The sequence below is a fragment of the Photorhabdus luminescens subsp. luminescens genome (assembly GCF_001083805.1).
GTDB classification, from domain to species: Bacteria; Pseudomonadota; Gammaproteobacteria; order Enterobacterales; family Enterobacteriaceae; genus Photorhabdus; species Photorhabdus luminescens.
The window spans coordinates 605,729-628,123 of the sequence record NZ_JXSK01000003.1 but is presented as its reverse complement, the minus strand read 5'-3'; the positions used below and the strand labels follow the sequence as shown (position 1 = coordinate 628,123).

Below are 22,395 nucleotides of genomic sequence, written 5' to 3'. Positions count from 1 at the left end.
TTTTTTTAAAAACTATGATTTATATCAGTGGTTTTTTTGAACTGAATTATTAATATAATAGATGATTGTTAAACAATCTAACACTTTATTGTGATGGAGAATAGATATGAGCGACGTTATCGCGATTTCGAAATATCAAGCTGTAGATATTCTTATTTGTGTGGATGTAGAAGCTATTCTTAGTAATTATGATTTAAGTAAATCAAAAACACTCGGGACGGCTAAATCAGTACATAATAAATATTTTTATTATATAACAAGCAATGGAAATCTTTATACGCCTAAAAATAATGCTAAAGGCGAGTTGGAGGTAACTGTTAACGTTGCTGATGACATTAGATGGAGACCAATGTCTTTGACACAGCAATTTGAATATACAGTACTTTTATGCCATATGAGATTACAAGCTGATGACGGTGGTGATGTTTCGCTTATAACATTACCGCAACTTGATTATGGTGATATTTCCATTCCTTATTTGGCTAAAGATGATAATAATAATATAAGTAGTGTGGTATATAAAAGAGATGGGGAAAATAATGGCGGACTAATAACAAGATATTATCATCAATCAACAGCTCAGAGGGCAGGACACGGTTCGTATGTCTGGTATATGAAAATATATCGTAAAAAACAACTCCTTGGATATATTGGTCATGACCCTTTCATTACAGTTCTAGATGATTAAATATTTATAAAACTAATATATAAAAATAGGAATAGTATTATGAATAATATTGAAGATTCAGACTTGAATGATATAAGATCCATTAATAGTGTACAATTGATTGATATTCTTGCCGTTGTTGATGTACAAGCTATTAAAAATGATCTTGGCAATTCCATTAGTAAAGACCCTGGCGCACCCACTGTCATGGATGATAAATACATTTATTACATTACCTCTCAAAATAATATCTATGTTCCCAAGAATAATGCTCAAGCTACACTTTTAATTCAAGGTAAGGTAGGGGATATCGTTAGGTGGCGAGCTTCTACTTTATCAGCTCAATTTGATGATCAGGTATTTCTGTATCATATGGCAGGGGTAGATGCCAAATCGCTAGTTTCGCCACCCACTTTAACTTCGGCTGTATCTCAAGTTGCGGCCCCAAGCAAAGAGGCAACATTAGGGACTAATCAAGATTATCCTGTAGTACTGGAAACGCGTAATATTTTCAATCAAGGTTCTAAATTACGCACTCCAGGCATAGCCAAATATTCATGGTATATATCCATTTTCGAAAGATGGAATGTTAAAGACAATATTGGTAATCTTGTTGGCTACCTTGCTCATTCTCTAAATGTTCAAGTCGTTGATTAAATTTAGCATTACCTAAAAATTTAATAAATCAACCAATGAAATGTTAACAGTTGTAAGTTATCACTGGAAAACAGAGTATAATTTCCAGTGATTTTATTTTCTTCATTCCTGCAAAAATATCCATTCATTTAATAATGGAATTTATGATTAAAACTCCCCTTAAATACATGGTTTTATTTAATTGCTTTATTCATTGATTTCTAAAAGAATTTAAAAGTAATTATAAGAAATAATAAGTAGTATCTTATAATGTGAATAATTATTATATCGTATAAAAAACCCTCATCAGTATATGGACGAGGATTTTTACCATTGGATGATGAGATGATTTTTTTGTTTCCAAGAGAAATAGTTTCTCATACTACATTTCTTACATAAAAAAGAGATATTGAAATTAATCGAGTCCTTTTGCAGGAGCCTCCCATATCTTGAAGAACCGTTTTACATTGCTTGCAGTGTAAATAACGGTATGGGATATATTGCGATGACCGAGATAATCTTGAATAAGGCGTGTATCTCTTCCTAAATCAGCGAGAGCGTAACCACAAGCATGTCTTAACATGTGTGGATGAGGTGAAATATTAACTAATGCTTGCTTGCCATAACGCTTTAATAAACCATAAACTTGCTGGCGTGAAATAGCTCCTGATTTTTGTGATAAAAAAACCCATGCTGTATCTGATTCTCGCCAACTCTTTCTAATATTAAGCCATTGATTTAGCGCTTTAATTTCTTCTGGTATTAGCGGATGTGTTGTTGATAATCCCCCTTTTAATCGTCTGACATGAATAATTTCTGAGCTAAGATCAAGATCGGATAACGTTAGATTACATAGCTCACTCACTCTTAATCCATGAATGAAGCACATCAATAGCATGCAATAATCTCGCTCAGCGTGACGTCCCTGACGTGCTTTTTCTAAAATCGCATTAATTTCATATCTGGTTAAAAACTTACGTTTCTTCATGAAAATAATTCCTGTGAAATTGGGGCGGATTGTTATAGGTAGAGAAATAATATTAATCTACCGGAATATATCAATTAATAGAACTTTTATAAAATTATTAGCTGGTAACTCTATTTATTTTGACCTAAATCTATAATTATCGTTTTTAGATAGTTATAGATAGCCATTTTTTAATAGAAAATATCAGCTTGTAAGCTTAGTAATTATATATATGGAAATTATTTAACAATAAAAAGAAACTGAACAGAATGCACCAAACTGTTTTTTTTAGTCAAAAACACTAAGAGCACATAATATTTCGGAGTTAACAATCGAAAAAAAACATTAATTTGAACTTATAATCTAATTAATCAATTAATATTTGATTGAATTCAGATGAACCCACTGATTCTTTACAATAAAGAAATGAAAGAGTGTGAAAAATAGTAAAAAACAATGAAAAAAAGCCCTATATTATAAACAGTTAAATATTGGCAATTTCGCATTACACAAAATTTGACTTAATCGGTCGTTTTATAGGAACATATTTACAGTTTGGTGCATTTTGTTTGGTTTAGAAAATATTAATCCGAGATTTTTAAACTATTTTTGCGCTGAATATTGGGTGCATGGATCTGGAGTCCTGCACGGTTATTTTTTTATGGTATTGGGTATTTTATCCTTAAATTCAAGGAATTAATTCACATGAGATTGAATAAATTGGTTATGGCCCTGGGGCTAGGCGTAGCTTTGGTTGCGGGTTCTGTTAATGCAGCCAATCCTAGCCAAGGTCACGGAACGGTGACTTTTACCGGGTCTATTACTGATGCACCTTGCTCTATCACCCCAGAAACGGTTGATCAGGTAGTTCCAATGGGCTCTATTTCTAGCGCATCTTTAAAAAACGGCGGCCGTTCTTCTTCCACGCCATTCAAAATTTCTTTAGATAACTGTACGACGGAAACGATAAGTACAGTCACCACGACGTTTATTGGCGCTAAATCTAGTATCACCGGCGGTGATGGTTTGCTAGGTATCGAAGGCGTTGCGAAAGGTGCTGGTATTGCGATCACGGATGCGGGCGGTAACAAAATCAAACTAGGTACCCCTTCACCGGCTGTCGCTCTGCATGATGGTGATAATGATCTGCATTTTGCCGCCTATCTTCAAGGTGATACTTCACCTGATGCCGTTGTTCCGGGTAATTTCACCGGCATTGCCAACTTCCAGTTGACTTATCAATAAGTCTTTTCATGCACGGAAACGCTGACAGGGAAGCGGGCGTTTCCTAATCAAAAATTTTGAATAAGTTTAGCTGGAGAGAAGCCATGAGTCGATATGCTGCCGTTGTTGTAGTGCCCTGCCTGTTAATGTTTTCCTGTGTTATTGAAGCTGAAACGGCTGCTCCACGAGGAACGCAAGGATATGGCCGCGTTAGCATGCAAGGCGCCATCATTGATACGGCCTGTGCGATTGACGCAGGTAGCCGTGACCAGACGATTGAGTTAGCCACGATCCCGGTAAGCCGGATGATACATGATGGACAGGGAGCCACGCGCCCTTTTTCCATCCGTTTGATTAACTGTGTACTGACTTCTGCCGCCTTGGGTAAACCCGATTGGCGCCACTTTCAGGTGATGTTTGACGGCGTGCCTGATGGGAACAATTTCCGGTTGTCTGGCGTAGCTCAAGGGGTGGCATTACAAATTACAGACATATACGGCAATCAGGCGTATCCGGGAACTCCATTGCCGCTGGGGGACTTACAGGCAGGGCAGATGACGCTTAATTACGCGATGCGATTGGTGGGTAATCGCCAGTTATTGCAAGCAGGGCAGTATCGAACCACTGTTCGGTTCAGGCTGGATTATCACTAATCATCGATCTGGGAATGTTATGGCTTTGTTTTTAGGTTTGACCACTGAATATGACAAGGTGGTCTCGGTTAGGTGTGTCCTGAAACCTCTTATTGTTTTGTCATTGCTTGCTTTAACAGGTACTCATGCTGTGTATGCGGAACAGGAAATTGAATTTAATACGGATGTGTTAGATGTTCAGGATCGTTCTCGGATTAATTTAAAAGAATTTTCCCGTGCGGGTTATATCATGCCGGGGGATTATCAAATGACGATAAGGCTGAATAAAAGCGAACTGCCGGAGATGCCGGTTACCTTTATGGCGCCGCCGGATGATCCGAAGGGGAGTGTGGCGTGTTTGCCGCCTGAGCTGGTGAAGCAGTTGGGGCTACGGGCGGAATGGGAATCAAAGATGACCTGGTGGAACAATAATCGGTGTCTGGAGACTAAAACGCTGTCTGGCATGACGGTGCGCGGTGATCTGAGCAGCGACACGTTATACCTGAGTGTGCCTCAAGCCTATCTTGAATATAGCTCGCCAGACTGGGACCCGCCGTCACGTTGGGATGACGGAATTTTTGGCATGATGTTTGATTATAACGTCAATGCCCAGGTCTCTAAGCCGACGAAAGGAAATGAAAATCAGAATGTCAGCGCTAATGGTACGACCGGGATAAATTTGGGCGCTTGGCGTCTGCGGGCAGACTGGCAATCACAGTACAACCACATCTCGGGGCGGGGAGGGAGCACTGAGAAGAATTGGGATTGGAGCCGCTATTATTTATACCGGGCAATACCGCGTTGGCAGGCTAAGTTAACGTTGGGTGAGGATTACCTCAATTCAAATATCTTCGACAGCTTCCGTTTTACCGGCGTCAGTCTGGCGACGGATGACAATATGTTACCGCCGAACCTGCGAGGCTATGCGCCGGAAGTAACCGGAGTAGCGAAAACCAATGCCAGAGTGACTATTCGTCAGCAGGGTCGGGTGTTATATGAGACCCAAGTTGCGCCAGGTCCATTCCGTATTCAGGACATTAATGACGCAGTGAGCGGCAAACTGGATGTACGGGTAGAGGAGCAGGATGGCGGTTTACAAGAGTTTCAGATCGATACCGCGAATATTCCTTATTTAACCCGCCCGGGCCGGGTGCAGTACAAACTGGCGGCGGGCAAGCCGACTAACTGGAAGCATCACAGTGAAGGATCGGGCTTTGGTATCGGCGAATTTTCCTGGGGAGTAAACAACGGTTGGTCGCTGTACGGCGGGATATTGGGAGCTGGGGATTATAACGCGTTGTCATTGGGGGTTGGGCGTGATCTGATGGCCTTTGGCGCACTTTCCTTTGATGTTACTGAATCCCGCGCTCATTTACCGGCTGAGGACCAAACATTGATGGGAGGATCTTATCGCCTCAGTTATTCCAAACGTTTTGAAGAGTATGACAGCCAGGTGACTTTTGCTGGTTACCGTTTCTCAGAACGTGACTTTATGAGCATGAGCCAGTATCTGGATCGCCGTTATCACGATGGCGATGCGGAGAGCAATAAAGAGCTTTACACCATTATGTTGAATAAGCAATTCACGCATATTGGTACCAGTATCTATTTGAATTACAGCCACCAGACTTACTGGAATCGTTCGAATAACGATCGTTATAACGTGTCAATATCACGCTATTTTGATATTGGAAGTTATAAGAACATTAACCTGAATCTGTCTGCTTACCGTAATAAATATGAAGGTAAAAATGACGACGGGATGTATATGACATTATCCCTGCCGTGGGGTAACTCAGGCACTATCAGTTATAACGCAATGGCCAACCGGGAAGGTAACTCCCACACGGTAGGTTATTACGATCGGATTAATGAAAACAGTAACTATCGTTTAGCGGTTGGTACCAGTATTGACGGCAAGGCCGCGGCGAACGGTTATTTAACCCATTACGGCGATCGTGCTCAACTGACGACCAGCGCGAGTTATCAGGATGGGCGTTATACCACGGCGGCGCTTTCTATTCAGGGGGGCATGACCATGACGCCAAAAGGCGCGGCGCTGCATCGCATTAATATGCCGGGCACCACCCGTTTGATGGTGGATACCGATGGTGTCGGCGGTGTACCGGTGAAAGGTTTCGGCGCGATTACCCATACCAATATGTTTGGTAAAGCGGTGATCTCTGATGTGAACAACTATTACCGTAACAGTGCGAGTATTGATTTGAACAAATTGCCGGACAACGTAGAGGCAATACGGTCGGTACAACAAGCGACGTTGACGGAAGGGGCGATTGGCTATCGCAAATTTCAGGTGATATCCGGTGAAAAAGCGATGGCCCTGATCCGCTTGCCGGACGGTAACGCGCCGCCATTTGGGGCAACGGTACTGAATAAGGATCAACGGGAGATCGGTATCGTCAGTGATAGTGGGAACACCTACCTGAGCGGGATAAATCCGGGAGAGAAACTGGATGTGCGTTGGGATGGGGAATTGCAATGTGTGATTGAGCTGCCGCCAGAATTACCCAAAGTAGAAGAGATGGCTTCGTTATTACTGCTCTGCCAACTGGCCGACGGTAATAAACGGCCATAACTTGAATTGACCGGCAGCGTGAAAACTTTGTTGTTGTCACCGAAACGTATCGCGGTGACCTGTAATGATTATGCTAAGAATGAGTAATTGAGGATGAAATTGAAGAATACAATCAGTGTAGTCACGATAGCTATCTTAAGCCTGTCAGTGATCAGTGAGTCAATGGCGGCCATTGCGCTGGATCGTACCCGCATCGTGTTTAACGGTGAGGACAAATCCACCAGCATGGATATTAGCAACCAGAACAAAGAGTTGCCATATCTGGCGCAGGGATGGATAGAAGATGAGCAGGGTAACAAAATCAATGGTCCGTTAGTGGTGACGCCGCCGGTACAGCGGGTGGAGCCGGGCGCTAAGAGTCAGGTGAAAATACAGTCACTGCCAACAATCGCGCAGTTACCACAAGATCGGGAAAGCTTGTTCTATTTTAACTTGCGTGAAATTCCGCCGCGTAGCAAGAAGCCGAATACCTTGCAGATTGCGCTACAAACTCGAATCAAGCTGTTCTATCGCCCGAAAGCTATTTTTGCCAGCCGCACTGATTTGGACAATCCGTGGCAAGAGAAGATGACTTTGACGCGTCAGGGGAACCAATATCAGGTGAACAATCCGACACCCTATTACATCACCATAGTGGATGCATCGAGCCAGCTTAAGGGAGAGACGGCGGCGGGTTTTAAACCATTGATGATAGCGCCTAAAAGTAGCGCGGTGCTGAGTGGTAGTGTAGGGGCATTGGGCAGTGCGCCGGTACTGACGTATGTCAATGATTATGGCGGCCGGCCGCAACTGACTTTTAGTTGCGCAGGCAACCATTGTCAGGTGGCTAAAAGTTCGTCGTGACGGGCGAAGCCGGGAGGAACGACGATGAACATCAAGCGGATAGGCTGCGTACTGATACTGGCGATCTGGCTGATACCCGTGATGGAGAGTCAGGCGAGGGAAAAGCGGTCAGCAGATATAGACGGATTGCACGGTGAATTGCATGTGTTTGGCGGGTTGACTGAGGCGGCTTGTCGATTGGACATGACTTCCGCATGGCAGGAGGTGAATCTGGGGAGTACGCCAAACAGTGACTTACGCCAGCCAGGTGATAAAGGGACGCCGATCCCGTTCACATTGAAGTTTCGTGACTGTTTAAGAACCAAAGGGGCTGTAGAGGACCGGCGGAACGGCAATCTGACGTGGAATCAGTTACAGCCGGTGGTGACGGTTAGTTTTGTGGCACCGGCGGATCGCGATTACCCACATCTGGTGCGGGTGACCGGTATTACCGGGTTGGGGTTACAGATAACAGATAGCGCGAATAATGATATCCGGTTGGGAGAGCGGGGACGCCCACGTTTTGCGGCAGCGGGGCAGGACAGCTTGGAATATTACGTGACGCCGGTGCGGACGCCGAGAGCGCTAGGGATTGGGCAATATCGCGCGGTAGTGGATTTCAGGGTGAATTATGACTAACTCGCTGTGTTCTCTGGGAATAAAAAAACAGTATCGCAGGCAGAAAAAATGGAGCGTATTACTGTTTGGCTGTTTATTGAGTGTTAATGCTCAGGCCGATTTACTGACAAAAAGGGTAAATTTAGCAGCAAGACCTGTCAGTAATTTTTCGGGCAAAACGCCGGTCAATATTTACGGCGTAGTTATCGCGCCTCCACCTTGTGTGATTAATAATGGCAATACTATTGATGTGGATTTTGGCGACGTGATGATTACTCGGATTGATGGGGTTAATTATATGCAACCCGTCAAATACACCGTGAAATGTGAAAAAATGCCAGCTAATGCAATGAAAATGATGATATCGGGTAACACTGCCAGTTTTGATCCAGCGGTGTTGCAAACCAATCACACTGGGCTTGGTATCGCTGTCATTCATAACGGACGAAAATTGCCCGTCAATGACTGGATGAAATTTAACTATCCTGATTTTCCTGAATTACATGCGGTGCCGGTAAAAGATATGGCTACGGCATTGAAAGGCGGCGACTTTGGCGCGGGTGCGACCATGATGGTTGAATACCAGTGAACGGGAGACATGCAATGAACCCTCTGATCTATCGTGTTTTCTGGGGCGTGTGCCTGGGGTTAATCAGTATTATGCCGGGACAGGCGGCAGATAATATGTGGTTTCACGGCACACTGCTTGAAGCGCCCCCTTGCGTTATTAATGACGGCAATATGATTGATGTCGATTTTGGTCACAATGTTGGCATCCATCAGGTGGACGGGATGAATTATACCAAGCCCGTGAATTACCAGTTGGTATGTGCGCCTAATATCTCAGGTTGGAATTTAGGATTGACAGTGATTGGCCTGCCAACTTCATTTGATGATGCGGCATTGAAAACCAATATTACTGATTTAGGCATTCGTCTGACGTTGGATGGTAAAGCATTCACCCTTAATAAGCGTATTCCGGTGACATCACAGAAACAGCCGGTGATACAAGCGGTGCCGGTAAAAAAGCCGGGAAGTACGTTGCCGGAAGGGGTATTTGAAGTGACGGCGACATTGCTGGCGGAATACCAGTGAAAGGAAACATAATGAAATATTTAAAGTTATTCGTGTTGCGTGTTGGTTTTATGGTTATTGCTGCCACGGTTTATAGTCATCAAGTGGTACAGGCTGCGGATAATATGCGTTTTCACGGTGCATTGGTTAAAGAACCTTGCACGATTAAACCGGGTGATGAAGATATCCAACTCGATTTTGCAACAATTTCTGAAAAATATTTGTATCTGCATGGTAGGACCAATAGTGAACCTTTTCTACTCCGGTTATCGGGTTGCGATATGAGTGTGGGGAAATCGATTAAACTGACATTCAGCGGCATGGAAAATCCACAATTGCCGGGCTTATTAGCGTTAAGTGCAGGGAGCCAAGCCTATGGGATTGCCATCGGTATAGAAACGGCAGAAGGCAGACGGTTGCCATTGAATAAGGAGGGGGATGCCTATTCGTTAAAAGAGGGGGAAAACTTGATTGTACTGCAAGCCTATGTGCAGGCAGAACCCACTGCGCTAGCTAACCAGACGATTAAGCGAGGCGTATTTCATGCGATTGCGACATTTAATCTGAATTATGACTAACTTGCACAGTTTTATTAGGTAACTCAATGAAAAAGTTATTCTCTGTTTGCCTGGTACTTTTATTATCGCTGTTTTCATTAAGTGCGGTTGCATCAATATTTTCATATATCACTAAATCCGAGGGAATTCCTACAAATGCCTATTATACTTTTGTCATTGAACGTTGGGACCCAGAAAACGATTTTACGCCCAATCCTTGTTATGGTTATTCTGCGTGTTGGATATCGGTTAACCATCGCCATTTTGCTGATGGTTATTCCGGGCAGCCTTATAGGCTATTCAATACTCGTGTGGAAAGATTTAAGACAATGAAACAAGTGCAAGCGGAGATATTGAAATATACCAGTTTTCCGATCACCGGAGTGGCAAAACATTTTGGCCCTGCTATTCGGTCTCATCAGGAATGTGTCGGGCTATTTTATGAAACCGATCGAAGTGGTTTTCATGGAAGATTATTACCTGGATCTTTATGTGGCGTAGCACCGCCGCCGATAGGATTTTGTCAAGTCAGTGAAGGCTCCGTTGAACTTAATTACGGTAGTATTGATGAGGCAAACTTGGAAGGCGCAACCAGAGCGGAAAATATCAATGTGACTTGCAATGTAGACATAGAGATTATCGTGACGGCGACGGGACCTGATAGGGGATTAGTACCTTTAAGAAGTGATGGTAGTTTGAAAGCTAAATTGCTATTAAATGAGAAAAATGGTGAAGAGGGTGTCGCTGTGTTTGTACCGGCTGGCGGAAATGTACCCGTTACAGTGAAATCAATTTTACAAAAAAATGGCAGAGTAGAGGCAGGACCTTTCTCAGGATCAGGGGCGATAATTTTGGCAATGCCATAAAAAGGTGTTTTTTTAATTTAAAGGCTGGGATGAAAATGAAACAAGATCATCTATTAGTAGGGAAGCGTATTCAAAAAAGAAGGAAAGAGTTGGGTATGACCGCCGTAAAATTGGCGGAAAAAATAGGTATTAGTCAGCAACAACTCTCACGTTATGAGAGAGGGATAAACCGAATTAATTTATCCCATCTGGTGCAGATCGCTTCAATATTGGAGACGCCGATAAATTGGTTTTTCCTTGATTGTTGTTATCCTGCCACCAATAACAGCATCAATAAATTAACAGACCAATATATCCCTATTGCGGAGGCTACATTGGGTAAATTTGGATGTTAACTGATCTCGGCTCCAATAAGGGGATCTATAAACCAGTTGATGACTGAGTTTCGTGACCGACGGAACGGTCACTTTTATGATTTCTTCGTTAGCCATGTTATTACTACAAGTCAAAGAATCCATTCTTATCCATCTCCCCTTTTGAAGAAGTTATTAAAGTTCAGATAGTAATTTAATCATGTATGTGAAATTTCCTCCTCATTACTATTCATTACTATTCATTACTATTCATTACTATTCATTACTATTGTTAGTGATACCCGTTATCTTTCAAGTTGTCTCTTTGTTGGCTGCGCTCGCTCACCCCGGTCACATAGTTATCTATGCTCCCGGGGATTCGCTCCCTTGCCGTCGCGATGCATCTTGAAATACATAGGGTATAGATAAAATACTCGCTATACCGTATCTAACCCCGCATTTCTGTTATTTCTATTTCTTTATCGAAACGTAAATGTTCATCGGCCGCCATCGGGATCAACCAACGTAAGTTATAGATCACATTATCGGGCAATGAATTTGTTTCATAGATATTGACGATCTCTTTCTCGATAGAATTGACAGAATAGACACGATCATCATACATATAGAGAAAATTTACCTGATAAACGTCAGGGCGAGTTAAGACGGTAAATAATCGCCACTCTTCAGGACGTGTTTCAATGCCGGCTTCTTCAGCAAATTCTCTTGCCATTGCCTGTTGAGGGCTTTCACCCGCTTCTATTTTTCCACCAATCCCATTAAGTTTCCCTTTTTGCCAACTGGGTTGTAATTTTGAAATCAGGGAGACATGTTTTTTATCTTTAGAAAACATAAACCCTGTTACATAGTGAATCATTATTTTCTCCCCGCTTTTATTTCATGACTAATGTCTGATTTCTGTCTGGCCCATAGGAAATATATTTGATTGGGACTCCAGCATAGTCTTGAATAAAAGATAAGAAGTCAACCAGCTCAATAGGCAGTTCCATTAAATGTGTATATGATGAGTTAAGTTCTCCCCAGGACTTAAATGTCTTATAGATGGGTTTGACTTTATCAAGCCGTAATAATGCGTCATCGCAACAGACGAGCTTATCATCAATTTCATAGGCGATAGCGACTTTTATTTCGGGTAAATCAGCAAGAACATCAACATTCGTTATAGCGAGTTCTGTTACGCCATTGAGTTTCACCGCTTGTTTAATCAGGGATAAGTCCAACCAGCCACAACGTCTTGGCCTTTTTGAAACGGTGCCATACTCGTTTCCGCGCTCACGAATATAATCAGCCTGTTCTGTCAATAATTCTGTGGGGAATGGCCCGTTACCGACACGGATCATATAGGATTTCATCACACCGACAATATGCATTTTCTGTGCTGGTATGCCTATCATGGCAAAGCAGGTTTGCACCAAGGTCTGATATGCCACAGTATAAGGATAAGTACCAAAACTATTATCTAAGAAAGTAGCTTGTGATGTTTCAAGTAAAACATCTTCTCCAGAATTAAGTAAATCACCGATAACTTCATTAGTGAACGTGAAATAGGGTTCTATTCTCTTGCCATATTGATGCGTTGTTTCTAACATCTCTTCAAAATCTAATGTAGCTTGCGCATTAAAAACATGGTTGATCTGCTTCTCTCTGATACCCCAGAGAAATTCTAATTTACTTCTTAATTGCTCTTTATCAAGCGTATCAATAAGCCGAATGCCATGACGATTGGCTTTGTCTTCAACACAGGCCCCGACGCCGACGCCAACCGAACCTATCTTCTGCTTACCTTTATATTTTTCTGACGCTCGATTTAACTCAGAGTGTAATGGTAAGACGATATGGCATCGAGGATCGATAAATATATTAGAGTCAATTTTTCTTTTTGTATAAAATCGATCTCTTTAACCAGAATAGGAAGACTGATTAAAGCACCTTGGCAGATATATAAATTCTTTTTGTTGAGTGAGGCTGGTAATTGAGAAAATGAGCCTCTTAGATTACCGTGTTGCACACAATGACCCGCATTAGCGCCGCCATTGAATCGAGCAATGTTATTGATGTTGACAGACAAATAGTCAACAAATTTTCCTTTACCTTCATCTCCGAATTGAAGTCCAACTACAGCAGTTAACATGAATCTATTCCTTAATTATTTATTGATTTATTCAAAATAATAGTTAAATCATCATCTTGGATGATGATTTTTAATAATGAATAATCTGCTTTAAAATACTAAGCTGCTCTTTTAAAACTCATGTGCCAAATATCTATTCGTATGCCGTTGTAAATTATTCCTTTCTTACTAAGTTATTTTGAACAGCCTCGTTATTACTGTTTATAGACCAAAGAATCGGCTATTAATAACGCCTCACTTAATGTATCAACCACGGGAACGCCGGCAGTTTCAAGACTGACGCGGCTATGGGTTCCTCCGGTATAAAGAATGGCATGAGTTCCCGCTGCTAATGCGGCAATGGCGTCATCGGTGGCGTCCCCAATAACCACACTTTGCTCAGGAGCAACATTAAGTTTTTTGAGATGATTCGCTAACTGCTCTGATTTGCCGGTTGTCAATAATGGCGTATTTCTACCATCTATTTGGGTAAAGAATTTACCAATACCATGATTATCAAGCATAGGGACCAATTCATGATGCTCCATCAGTGAACATAATGATTGAGTCGCGCCTGTTTCATGACGGGAAGCAAGGAGCTGACTTACGCCTTCCGTTAAACTGGCTTTCTGAATACCCGGGCGATAGTGAAAATTAAATATTTTTCCGATCACTGACCATTCAGAAGACGAAGGTTCACGGCCAATCACTTGTTTATAGAAAGTTTGTACTGGAACACAATAATGTTCCCGATATTGTTCCAGCGTCAGTGGTTCAATACCGATTTCTGCTAGTGCGAAATTGGTTGCGCTCAATGAAACATTGACATCATTAAGTAATGTGCCATTCCAATCCCAAATAATATGTGCCGTTGTCATAATCAATTAACTTCCCTTTTTCTAAAATTGGTTTTTGCGAGCTGAACATTCAGGACATTGATATGCCAGAGCCTTAAATGCATCGATTGGTTGTTCATAGTTCAGTGGTGTTTGTGCTTTTAGATTTAATAAAAAACGCAATAACTTGGCTGCCCATGTTGAATCTGTCAGGGTGTCATGAAGAACAGACAATAAACTGTATGAATAGGCAACCCAATCCGCTGTGGTGGTATGAACATATTTATCATCAGCGAAGGGCTGATTAATTAAACGATCCAAGACCTGATGATGCCTGAAACACCAAGGCGTCAATACATCTAAAGTTTCAGGGCTGAATACACGATCAGCATGCCCATAAACGCGGGTACGTAATAATTTTTCCCAATGCAGTTCGACGGCACGGGCCTTCGGACATTGCCCGGTTTGGGCCATGACCAGATCGGCTGCCTGACGTAAGGTGTCGCCTGTTCCGCAATTATCATCAATAATTGTCACGGTTTGCCCAGGTGGAATATTGCGCCCCCAGAGATGATTGCTTTTGCGAGACGTATCATCGTAACGGGAAACTTTCACTAAATTAAGCTCGCTATCCCATGCTGCGGCTGTGATTGCCGCTGCCGCTGATCCTCCTAACATAATGCCGACAACAGAGGAGTTGGGGCATTTGTCAATTTGGGCTGCGGCCAAAGTTAACAGATGATTATCCCCTTCAATAAACGGTCTGGGTACTTTGTGTTCCGTAGATGAAGGCAATTTTAGGTCATGGATCGAAGAGGGTGAAAAAGTGAATGCTGTACCCATCAGCGTTGAGCTGACGACTTTTGCACACTCCTTGATCCCATCAATGAATAGCACAATATCTTCGTTAACTGTCTGTGGAGAACTTAATAAGCTATCAACGATTCTGAGCAATTTTGCCAGGCTATGATCGGCTAATATATATTTTGACGGGGCAGTACACAGCTTGTCGGTACACTCAAGTTGAGAGATGTATTCTGTGTAATATTTCGCCGTCATCAGTAGTTCGTGACAAGGTTTTTGTTCGTAATAGGCAACACCGCGGGAACCCAAGAATGCTGGTTTCTCTGTGAGTAAACCAGGCAGCGCCATCACTTGTTTCGTTAAATAGCTTGTTTCAGGTACGCTACGCAATTCGCCCAGTAAGCCAATAGAGCGGAGATCCAAAACGGGAGATAAAGATTCCATAGTCAATGTCTCGATGATCGTGTTGCAGCAAGGGCATCTTCGAGAGGAACCTTACCAATATGTAGTGCTTGACCAAGAATTGCGCCTTCGACACCGATAGTGGATAGATCGGCCAAAGCGCGGAGATCATCCAAGCTCGATACTCCACCGCCGGCAATGACGGGCGATGACGTTTTCGCACAAACTTCCTGTAATAGCGTGAAGTTTGGCGAACTCATCATGCCGCCTCGCTCAACATCGGTTACGACGTAGCGTTGACAACCCTGTTTGTCGAGGCGCTCAAGGACATCCCAGAGATTGCCTTTGCTGACATTCCATCCGTGTGTTGCCAGTTGATAACCCTCTGATGTGCTTTTTACATCCAGAGCAATGGCGATCTTATCGCCATATTCTGCAATTGCTCGGGCACACCAATCTGGGTTTTCTAATGCTGCGGTCCCTAAATTAACGCGTTGGCATCCGGTTGCTAATACTTTGCGCAAGATGGTTTCATCTCTGATTCCGCCACAGACCTGTACGTTAATGTCGACCGCAGCAAGGACATCAGCAATCAGGTGGCTGTTTGAACCCCGTCCTGATGCAGCATCAAGATCAACAACATGTATCCATTTTGCCCCGGCATTTTGCCAGGCGAGCGCTACTTCGGCCGGAGTACCTAAAGGTCTGCGTAATGTAGGGCTTTCACCACGAGTTAATCGAATTGCGGAATTTGATGTCATTGCTATTCCGTCAACAATATCTACAGAGGGAAATATCTCGAATGTTTCCTTACTTATCATTGAATGCATCCTAATTAATTATCTAAAAACTAATAATGATATGTAACTACTGCAATTGCAGCTTATAACGTAACGAATAAATATATTTTTTGCTTCTTTTAAAAAGAAATTGGATTAAAGATTAATGGATTGATTTAATGGATTCAATAACATTTCATCGATTTATAATAGTGAAAGGAAAAAATTACTCAATAAGGTTATTAGCTAACTATAGCAATTTGTAGAACTTTATTAAGCTAGTTAATCTTATATTTACTTAAGAAGAGTTATTTTAAAGGTAGGTAAATAGCGATTCATTCTGAATATATAAGAAATAATTCTGCTAATGTTGTTAGGAAAAATTTGGTGTTATTTATCCAATATTTTAATCGCTAAAAGTAATATAAATCTATTTTTTTAGATAATATCAGTAAAATATATCGATTTATAACAAATAAATGTGTGTAGTAATTGTGTTTATTAGAGTGGTTAGCTTTAACTATTAGGAGGATATAATTACCGAGAATTTAAAATAGTAACTGTAATTAATATTTAGTTATATTCTATTTATTCCGTGGTAATTATTTGTTTGTATTATATAAATCTATTGCATAGGTAATTTCTATAAAAATAATTTGTTTTTGTCATTGATGACAACAATTTATATTATAATAATATAATTTCATTGGTTATTTGGTATGAATATACCTAATAGATTTCGAGTTGCAGCGCGGCGGCAAGTGAACGAATCCCCAGGAGCATAGATAACTATGTGACTGGGGTGAGTGAAAGCAGCCAACAAAGCAGCAGCTTGAAAGATGAAGGGTATATATATTTGCAGTGATATTGATCGTAATGTTTAGATATATGATACAAGTATCAACGCAGTCTGTTGCCAGACTGCGTTTCGTTCGATCAATAACTTTCGTTTAAATTTTGGGAAAGACTAAAATATTGCTAAGGATCTGTTTCCTCCTGTTTTGCTTTCTGACGGATTTCTCTGTACCAACGAGGATGATGTTTCTTCGCCAAATTCCGTGCTAACTGTGGTGTGTCGAAAATATTCATCAGCCATTTCATCATCTTGTCTGGCATGTTCTTCGTCTTGTTCGCTGGTACGATTTGGACCAATGCCGACATGATGGAAAATATTGGCGGCGAATTACAGGTGGTAACGTCGATCAGTTTTGCTACTTCTTCTTGATGATCACGGATACGTGGCGCCGGGGTAAAGGAATGCGTGGCGGATCGACGAATAATATCTTGAGATTGTATTGCCATGATTCGCTCTTGTTACACCTTTTCTATATTGACCAGAAATGCCTTGTATTCTGGTGTATGCGCGTTGGCATCACCGACGGAAGGGGTGAGCGTATTGGCAAGAAAGCCTTTTTGGGTTGCCCCCGCAAAACCCCAGTGGCAAGGAATACCAATGGTTTCAACTTGCTTGCCGTTAATGGTCAATTGTTGAATTCGCTTGGTGACAACTGCTTTGGCTTTGATAAAACCGCGTTTGGAAGACACTTTTACTTCATCCCCTTGAATAATGCCTTTTTCTGCCGCCAGCTTTTCGCCGATTTCAATAAACTGTTCGGGCTGGATGACGGCATTGAGTTGGGCGTGTTTTGTCCAGTGACGGAACAGCTCTGTGATGGAATAGGTTGTTGCAACATAAGGGAATTCGTTGGCTTTCCCCATACAAGCGGCGTCGGAACTAAAGATCCGCGCCACTGGATTAGAAATAACATTTGGATGAAGCGGATTTGTGTCGATCGGTGATTCAATCGGTTCATAATGTTCAGGGAATGGCCCGTCAGCCATTTTATCGATGGAGAATAGTCGGGCTACCCCTTCTGGTTGCATGATAAACGGTCCGACGTGGGTTCCCGGTTCTGCATTGCTATAGTCAACAACGTCAAAGCCGCGCCATGTATTGCCATCCCATTTAATCAGCTCACGATTTGGGTCCCACGGTTTGCCATGTGGATCAACCGAAGCTCGGTTGTAGAGTACCCGGCGGTTTTGTGGCCATGCCCATGCCCAACCGGGCGTACAGCCCAGACCGGATGGGTCAGCGTTATCACGGCGAGCCATTTGGTTGCCTTGTTCGGTCCAACAACCGCTGTAGATCCAGCAGAAGCTGGAGGTGGAACCATCATCTTTCAGTTGGGAGAAGCTGGAAAGTTGCTGACCTTTTTTCAGAATGATATTGCCGTTTTCGTCTTTAATCTCTGTTAATGCTTTACCATTGGCTTCGCGGGCAATTTCTTCCGGTGTCGGATCTTCAGGATTTTGATAATCCCACGACAGATTCATGATAGGTTCAGCGTAAGCGCCACCTTCTTCACGATAAAGTTCACGCAGTCGTAGCAGTAATTTGCCCAGAATTTTACCGTCGTGCAGCGCTTCTCCCGGTGGCTGTGCGCCAGCCCAATGCCATTGTAGCCAGCGGCCTGAGTTAGCAATCGATCCATTTTCTTCGGCAAAGCAGGAGGAGGGCAGGCGAAAAACTTCAGTTTGAATATCAGCCGGATTGACATCATTCATCTCGCCGTGGTTCTGCCAGAAATTAGAAGATTCCGTGATCAACGGGTCAATCACCACCAGATATTTTAGTTTAGCTAGTGCTCTACTCGACTTATTTTTATCCGGGAATGCCGCTAATGGATTAAAACCCTGAACGATGTAGCCGTTCATTTTGCCCTGAGTCATTAACTCCGTTTGCGTCATAATATCGTAGCTTTTATCCCATTTAGGTAGCCAGTCATAACCCCAATCATTTTCTGCGGTGGCGTGTTCTCCCCAGAAACTTTTTAGCAGGCTGATAAAGAAACGCGGCGTGTTTTTCCAGTAGTTAACCTGATTGGCAACCAGCGCTTTTGGTGTTGTTTGCGCCAGATAGGTTGCCAGGCTCTCCTGTTTCTCATTTGGCAGCGGCAGATAGCCGGGCAGATTCAGTGATAATAAGCCAAGATCACTATAGCCTTGAATATTAGAGTGGCCGCGCAGTGCGTTAACCCCACCGCCTGGCATGCCCACATTACCTAGCAGTAGTTGCACCATTGCAGCGGCGCGGATAATCTGAGCGCCTCCCGTGTGGTGAGTCCAACCCAGTGCGTAGAGAATAGTTGCGGTACGATGGGTTACGGCGGTAGTTGCTAATTGGGAACAAATATAGAGGAAATCCGCTTCTGATGTACCACACAAGCTGGAAACTTGTTCAGGGGTATAGCGTTCAACGTGATTTTTTAATAGGTTCCAGACGCAGCGTGGATGAGATAGCGTATCATCTCGTTTGGCATACCCCTGTTCATCGGTTTCGTAATGCCATGAGGATTTGTCATAGCTCTTGGCGGCTTGATCAAAGCCGCTGAATAAGCCATCTGCGAACTGATAATCTGCTCGAACAATCAAACAGGCATTGGTGTAAGCCTTAACATATTCAGACTGGATTTTGTTGTTGAGCGTTAAATAGCGGATCATACCCAGTAAGAATGCGGTATCTGAACCGGCACGGATCGGAGCATAAAAATCGGCCACAGCAGCACTGCGGTTGAAGCGTGGGTCAACAACGATCACTTGCGCATTGTTTTTAATTTTTGCTTCAATAACCCATTTGAAACCGACTGGGTGCGCTTCAGCGGCGTTTCCACCCATGATCAGGACAATGTTAGCGTTTTTGATATCTACCCAGTTGTTGGTCATGGCGCCTCGGCCAAATGTTGGCCCCAAGGCAGATACCGTTGGGCCGTGACAAAGGCGTGCCTGACTATCGATAGCGATCATGCCCATTGCGCGGGTAAATTTCTGATCGAGAATACCGGTTTCATTACTCGCTGCGGAGGAACAGAGCATACCCGTTGTTAGCCAGCGGTTAACGGTGACATTGTTTTCATTCTTCTCAACAAAGTTGGCGTCACGGTCATCTTTCATCAAACGGGCAATGCGTTCAATCGCTTGATCCCAACTGATACGTTGCCATTGATCAGAACCGGGTGCGCGGTACTCGGGGTATTGGAGACGGTTTTTACTGCGAATATAATCAAGCACTCCAGCCCCTTTCGGGCACAGAGAACCCCGGCTGACCGGATGATCTGGATCGCCTTCGATATGAAAAATGCTTTCTTTGACGTTTTTCGCACCATCGCCCAGGCTGTACATCAGAATGCCGCAGCCAACGGAACAATAAGTGCAGTTATTACGAATTTCACGCGAGCGCAGTAGTTTATACTGACGAGTTTCAGCCAGCGCCACAGTTGGAGCAAATCCCAGCGCGGCGACTGTTGTTCCCGCCATACCACCCGCGCAGATCTTGAAGAAAGTTCTTCTGCTAACCTGCATCGGTCTTCTCCTTATTTTTGAATGACGACATTGCTTTACTTCTGATGCAATAACACTTTGATAAATTGTGAGCAATTGATTTCATAGCCCGGCTCGTTCGTCATTCAAAACACTCCTGGGTATCGCGGAGAACCCACTGCATTGATGAGCTGTAAACTACCTGAGATTATTATTCAATAATAGCACCCGTCAGCTTTTGAGAATTGACTTTTTTTAAATTAACAAGAGGCGCCGATTCGGGTACCTCTTGTTGTGTGTGGGGTAACTGGAAGAAACTACTCTGAGGAGACTGGCTGAACAATTATTTTAATCATTCAAATATCGAGTCGTTTAGTTTGCCATTTTTTAGATTTCCAACGCCAGATGTTAGTAAGTCCACGCAGCCACTCATCACAGAAGAAACCGATCCAAATACCTAAAATGCCCATTTCCATTTTGATCCCCAAAAAGTACCCCACCGGAATAGCAATACACCACATAAAGAACATGGCCGCATATAGTGGGAAGCGAGCATCACCGGAAGCGCGCAATGCGTTCACCATAACGATATTCGCGGTACGGATTGGCTCCATAAAAACGGACAGCAAAAATAGAGGTAACAGCAGTTTGATAATAGCTTCATCTTGCGTCAGAAAATGCAGAATTGGCACTCTGAAAAACCAGAAAGCAGCGACCACTACAATCGTGACGATACAACCAATTTTCAAACTATTAAGGCCACGGATATAAGCATCTTCAAATCGTTTAGCGCCGACCAGATGACCGACCATAATTTCGTTACCGATGCTGATAGAAATGCCAAATAACATCACAAACAATGATAACTGGAAATAGAGTGTTTGCGCTGCCAATGGAATTTCACCCATTAGCCCAATAAATGCTATGGCCGCCATATATTGCAGTATCCACACTACGTTTTCACCCGCAGCGGGTAAACCGATATATAAGATTTTGCCCAACATACCTTGTGACCAGCGCAGGAAACCTGCCAGCGTAAATTTGATCCGCAGGCCATAACTGAGCAGGCAGAATAATAGGATTACGGCGACAATCCGGCCAAAGACCGTAGACCAGGCGACACCTTCCAGACCATATTTAGGTAATCCGAAGAAACCATATAGGACGATCATATTACCTAGCACTGTCAGCAAGTTAGCAATCAAAGTAACATACATCGCCGCTTTCGATTTCCCATAAACCCGCAGACAAGCGGCCAGAATAATCGAAATGGCTTCGGGGATCAGACAGATGCCGAGAATGTGCAGATAGTTAAAGCCATCTTCCATCAGATGTTCCGGCATATTCATGATATGCAAGATTTTATAGCCGAAGAAGACAGTAATCAGCGCACAGCTAAACCCAAGCAAGAAGTTGAATGCAATAGAAATATGGATTGCCTGGCTGGCTTTATCTCGTTTACCTGCGCCAATATATTGAGCAATGACGACCGTGCATCCAACACTGATAAAGTTGAAGATAGTGATAAACAGATCAAATACCTGATTACCGACAGCCATAGCAGCCAGATAAGAAGTAGAAACATGGCTCACCATATAAGTATTAATTAATAAAGTGGCCAAATGGAGAAGAATATCAATAAAAATCGGCCAGCTTAATGAAAAGAGCGAACGCTCAGTAACATCAGTTTGATGCATTTGAAAAACCTGCTTATTGAAAAAGGTAAATGAATTATTTCTTGAGATGCCGCGTACTCAGGAAATATTTAAGCATTGTACATGGTTTATTTATCCGTTAACAGAGATAAGGTAAAGATAAAAAAGTGAATTCTGTGATTAAGGGACCGCCAGTACATTTTTTGCGAGAGAGTGAAAATCAATAGGTAAGTAAATAAATTCATTCGTAAATACTTAAGATATTTAAATGAGTATTTGCATTGATAAAGATTTACATTTCAGTGTTAAACATACTTTACACAACTTTTGATTTATTATTGCTGCTTATGGAATGTCGACATATGATATGCATGTTAATGAATCATTATAGAATTTTATTTAAATATTCTTTATGGTTTTGCATTGATGAATAATCTTGTTGGATTATGGGATGTTTCAAATTTGGTCATTCAGTTTTTTATAATAACTTAAACGGTTTATCAACGAAGTGATAGA

At 42.6% G+C, this 22,395-nt stretch carries 19 protein-coding genes and 2 pseudogenes; 12 read left to right on the top strand and 9 right to left on the bottom strand.

The window, feature by feature from the left end; translation table 11 throughout:
* Positions 1-106 precede the first annotated feature (106 nt).
* Together TI10_RS11055 and TI10_RS11050 are read left to right on the top strand one after the other, a co-directional pair.
* Positions 107-688, top strand: a complete 582-nt coding sequence (locus tag TI10_RS11055; protein WP_049583340.1) for an AidA/PixA family protein — start codon at positions 107-109, stop codon at positions 686-688.
* A gap of 39 nt (positions 689-727) precedes the next feature.
* Positions 728-1,324, top strand: a complete 597-nt coding sequence (locus TI10_RS11050; RefSeq protein WP_049583339.1) for an AidA/PixA family protein — start codon at positions 728-730, stop codon at positions 1,322-1,324.
* Positions 1,325-1,718: 394 nt separating this feature from the next.
* Here TI10_RS11050 and TI10_RS11045 read toward each other — a convergent pair whose 3' ends face one another.
* Entirely contained in the window at positions 1,719-2,291 is a 573-nt protein-coding gene (locus TI10_RS11045) for a tyrosine-type DNA invertase (RefSeq protein WP_049583338.1), read from the bottom strand.
* Between the two features lie 684 nt (positions 2,292-2,975).
* Here TI10_RS11045 and TI10_RS11040 point away from each other — a divergent pair.
* The 10 genes from TI10_RS11040 to TI10_RS10995 all read left to right on the top strand — a co-directional run bounded on the left by TI10_RS11040 (position 2,976) and on the right by TI10_RS10995 (position 10,994).
* On the top strand, positions 2,976-3,515 hold the full coding sequence (locus TI10_RS11040; RefSeq protein ID WP_049583337.1) for a fimbrial protein: 540 nt from the start codon (positions 2,976-2,978) through the stop codon (positions 3,513-3,515).
* Between the two features lie 83 nt (positions 3,516-3,598).
* Positions 3,599-4,147: a fimbrial protein gene (locus TI10_RS11035; protein WP_049583336.1), complete on the top strand. Its 549-nt coding sequence runs from the start codon at positions 3,599-3,601 to the stop codon at positions 4,145-4,147.
* Positions 4,148-4,166: 19 nt separating this feature from the next.
* Entirely contained in the window at positions 4,167-6,722 is a 2,556-nt protein-coding gene (locus tag TI10_RS11030) for an outer membrane usher protein (protein ID WP_049583335.1), read from the top strand.
* Positions 6,723-6,815: 93 nt separating this feature from the next.
* Positions 6,816-7,565, top strand: coding sequence for a fimbria/pilus periplasmic chaperone (locus TI10_RS11025; RefSeq protein ID WP_049583333.1), 750 nt, complete (start codon positions 6,816-6,818; stop codon positions 7,563-7,565).
* Between the two features lie 24 nt (positions 7,566-7,589).
* Complete coding sequence (locus TI10_RS11020) at positions 7,590-8,183, top strand: fimbrial protein (RefSeq protein WP_049583331.1); 594 nt, start codon at positions 7,590-7,592, stop codon at positions 8,181-8,183.
* Positions 8,176-8,751, top strand: a complete 576-nt coding sequence (locus TI10_RS11015) for a fimbrial protein (protein WP_049583330.1) — start codon at positions 8,176-8,178, stop codon at positions 8,749-8,751. The genes TI10_RS11020 and TI10_RS11015 overlap by 8 nt, the downstream gene beginning before the upstream one ends.
* A gap of 14 nt (positions 8,752-8,765) precedes the next feature.
* Entirely contained in the window at positions 8,766-9,257 is a 492-nt protein-coding gene (locus TI10_RS11010) for a fimbrial protein (protein ID WP_049583329.1), read from the top strand.
* 11 nt (positions 9,258-9,268) lie between these two features.
* The gene (locus tag TI10_RS11005; RefSeq protein ID WP_053093442.1) at positions 9,269-9,814 is read left to right on the top strand and encodes a fimbrial protein; all 546 of its coding nucleotides are present in this window, start codon (positions 9,269-9,271) and stop codon (positions 9,812-9,814) included.
* Positions 9,815-9,840: 26 nt separating this feature from the next.
* A complete protein-coding gene (locus TI10_RS11000; protein ID WP_049583328.1) occupies positions 9,841-10,659 on the top strand; it encodes an MrpH family fimbial adhesin in 819 nt (272 codons plus the stop codon).
* 29 nt (positions 10,660-10,688) lie between these two features.
* On the top strand, positions 10,689-10,994 hold the full coding sequence (locus TI10_RS10995) for a helix-turn-helix domain-containing protein (protein ID WP_031281449.1): 306 nt from the start codon (positions 10,689-10,691) through the stop codon (positions 10,992-10,994).
* Positions 10,995-11,400: 406 nt separating this feature from the next.
* Here the strand turns inward: TI10_RS10995 and TI10_RS10990 are convergent, their stop codons facing one another.
* The 8 genes and pseudogenes from TI10_RS10990 to TI10_RS10955 all read right to left on the bottom strand — a co-directional run bounded on the left by TI10_RS10990 (position 11,401) and on the right by TI10_RS10955 (position 21,921).
* Positions 11,401-11,829 (bottom strand): NUDIX domain-containing protein, encoded by a 429-nt coding sequence (locus TI10_RS10990; protein ID WP_049583327.1) that lies wholly within the window; start codon positions 11,827-11,829, stop codon positions 11,401-11,403.
* A 16-nt stretch (positions 11,830-11,845) separates the two neighbouring features.
* Positions 11,846-13,104: pseudogene (locus TI10_RS10985) on the bottom strand (adenylosuccinate synthase).
* Positions 13,105-13,298: 194 nt separating this feature from the next.
* Positions 13,299-13,961 carry an HAD family hydrolase gene (locus TI10_RS10980; protein ID WP_049583325.1) on the bottom strand — a complete coding sequence of 221 codons (663 nt, stop codon included), beginning with the start codon at positions 13,959-13,961 and terminating at the stop codon, positions 13,299-13,301.
* Positions 13,962-13,982: 21 nt separating this feature from the next.
* Positions 13,983-15,167, bottom strand: a complete 1,185-nt coding sequence (locus TI10_RS10975; protein WP_049583324.1) for a phosphoribosyltransferase — start codon at positions 15,165-15,167, stop codon at positions 13,983-13,985.
* A 2-nt stretch (positions 15,168-15,169) separates the two neighbouring features.
* Positions 15,170-15,946 carry a HisA/HisF-related TIM barrel protein gene (locus TI10_RS10970; protein WP_049583323.1) on the bottom strand — a complete coding sequence of 259 codons (777 nt, stop codon included), beginning with the start codon at positions 15,944-15,946 and terminating at the stop codon, positions 15,170-15,172.
* A 1,143-nt stretch (positions 15,947-17,089) separates the two neighbouring features.
* Positions 17,090-17,206 (bottom strand): annotated as a pseudogene (locus TI10_RS24995) (formate dehydrogenase subunit beta); the annotation flags it as partial.
* A 12-nt stretch (positions 17,207-17,218) separates the two neighbouring features.
* Positions 17,219-20,266, bottom strand: a complete 3,048-nt coding sequence (fdnG, locus tag TI10_RS10960; protein ID WP_074524923.1) for a formate dehydrogenase-N subunit alpha — start codon at positions 20,264-20,266, stop codon at positions 17,219-17,221.
* A 314-nt stretch (positions 20,267-20,580) separates the two neighbouring features.
* Positions 20,581-21,921: an MATE family efflux transporter gene (locus TI10_RS10955; protein WP_049583321.1), complete on the bottom strand. Its 1,341-nt coding sequence runs from the start codon at positions 21,919-21,921 to the stop codon at positions 20,581-20,583.
* Positions 21,922-22,395 lie beyond the last annotated feature (474 nt).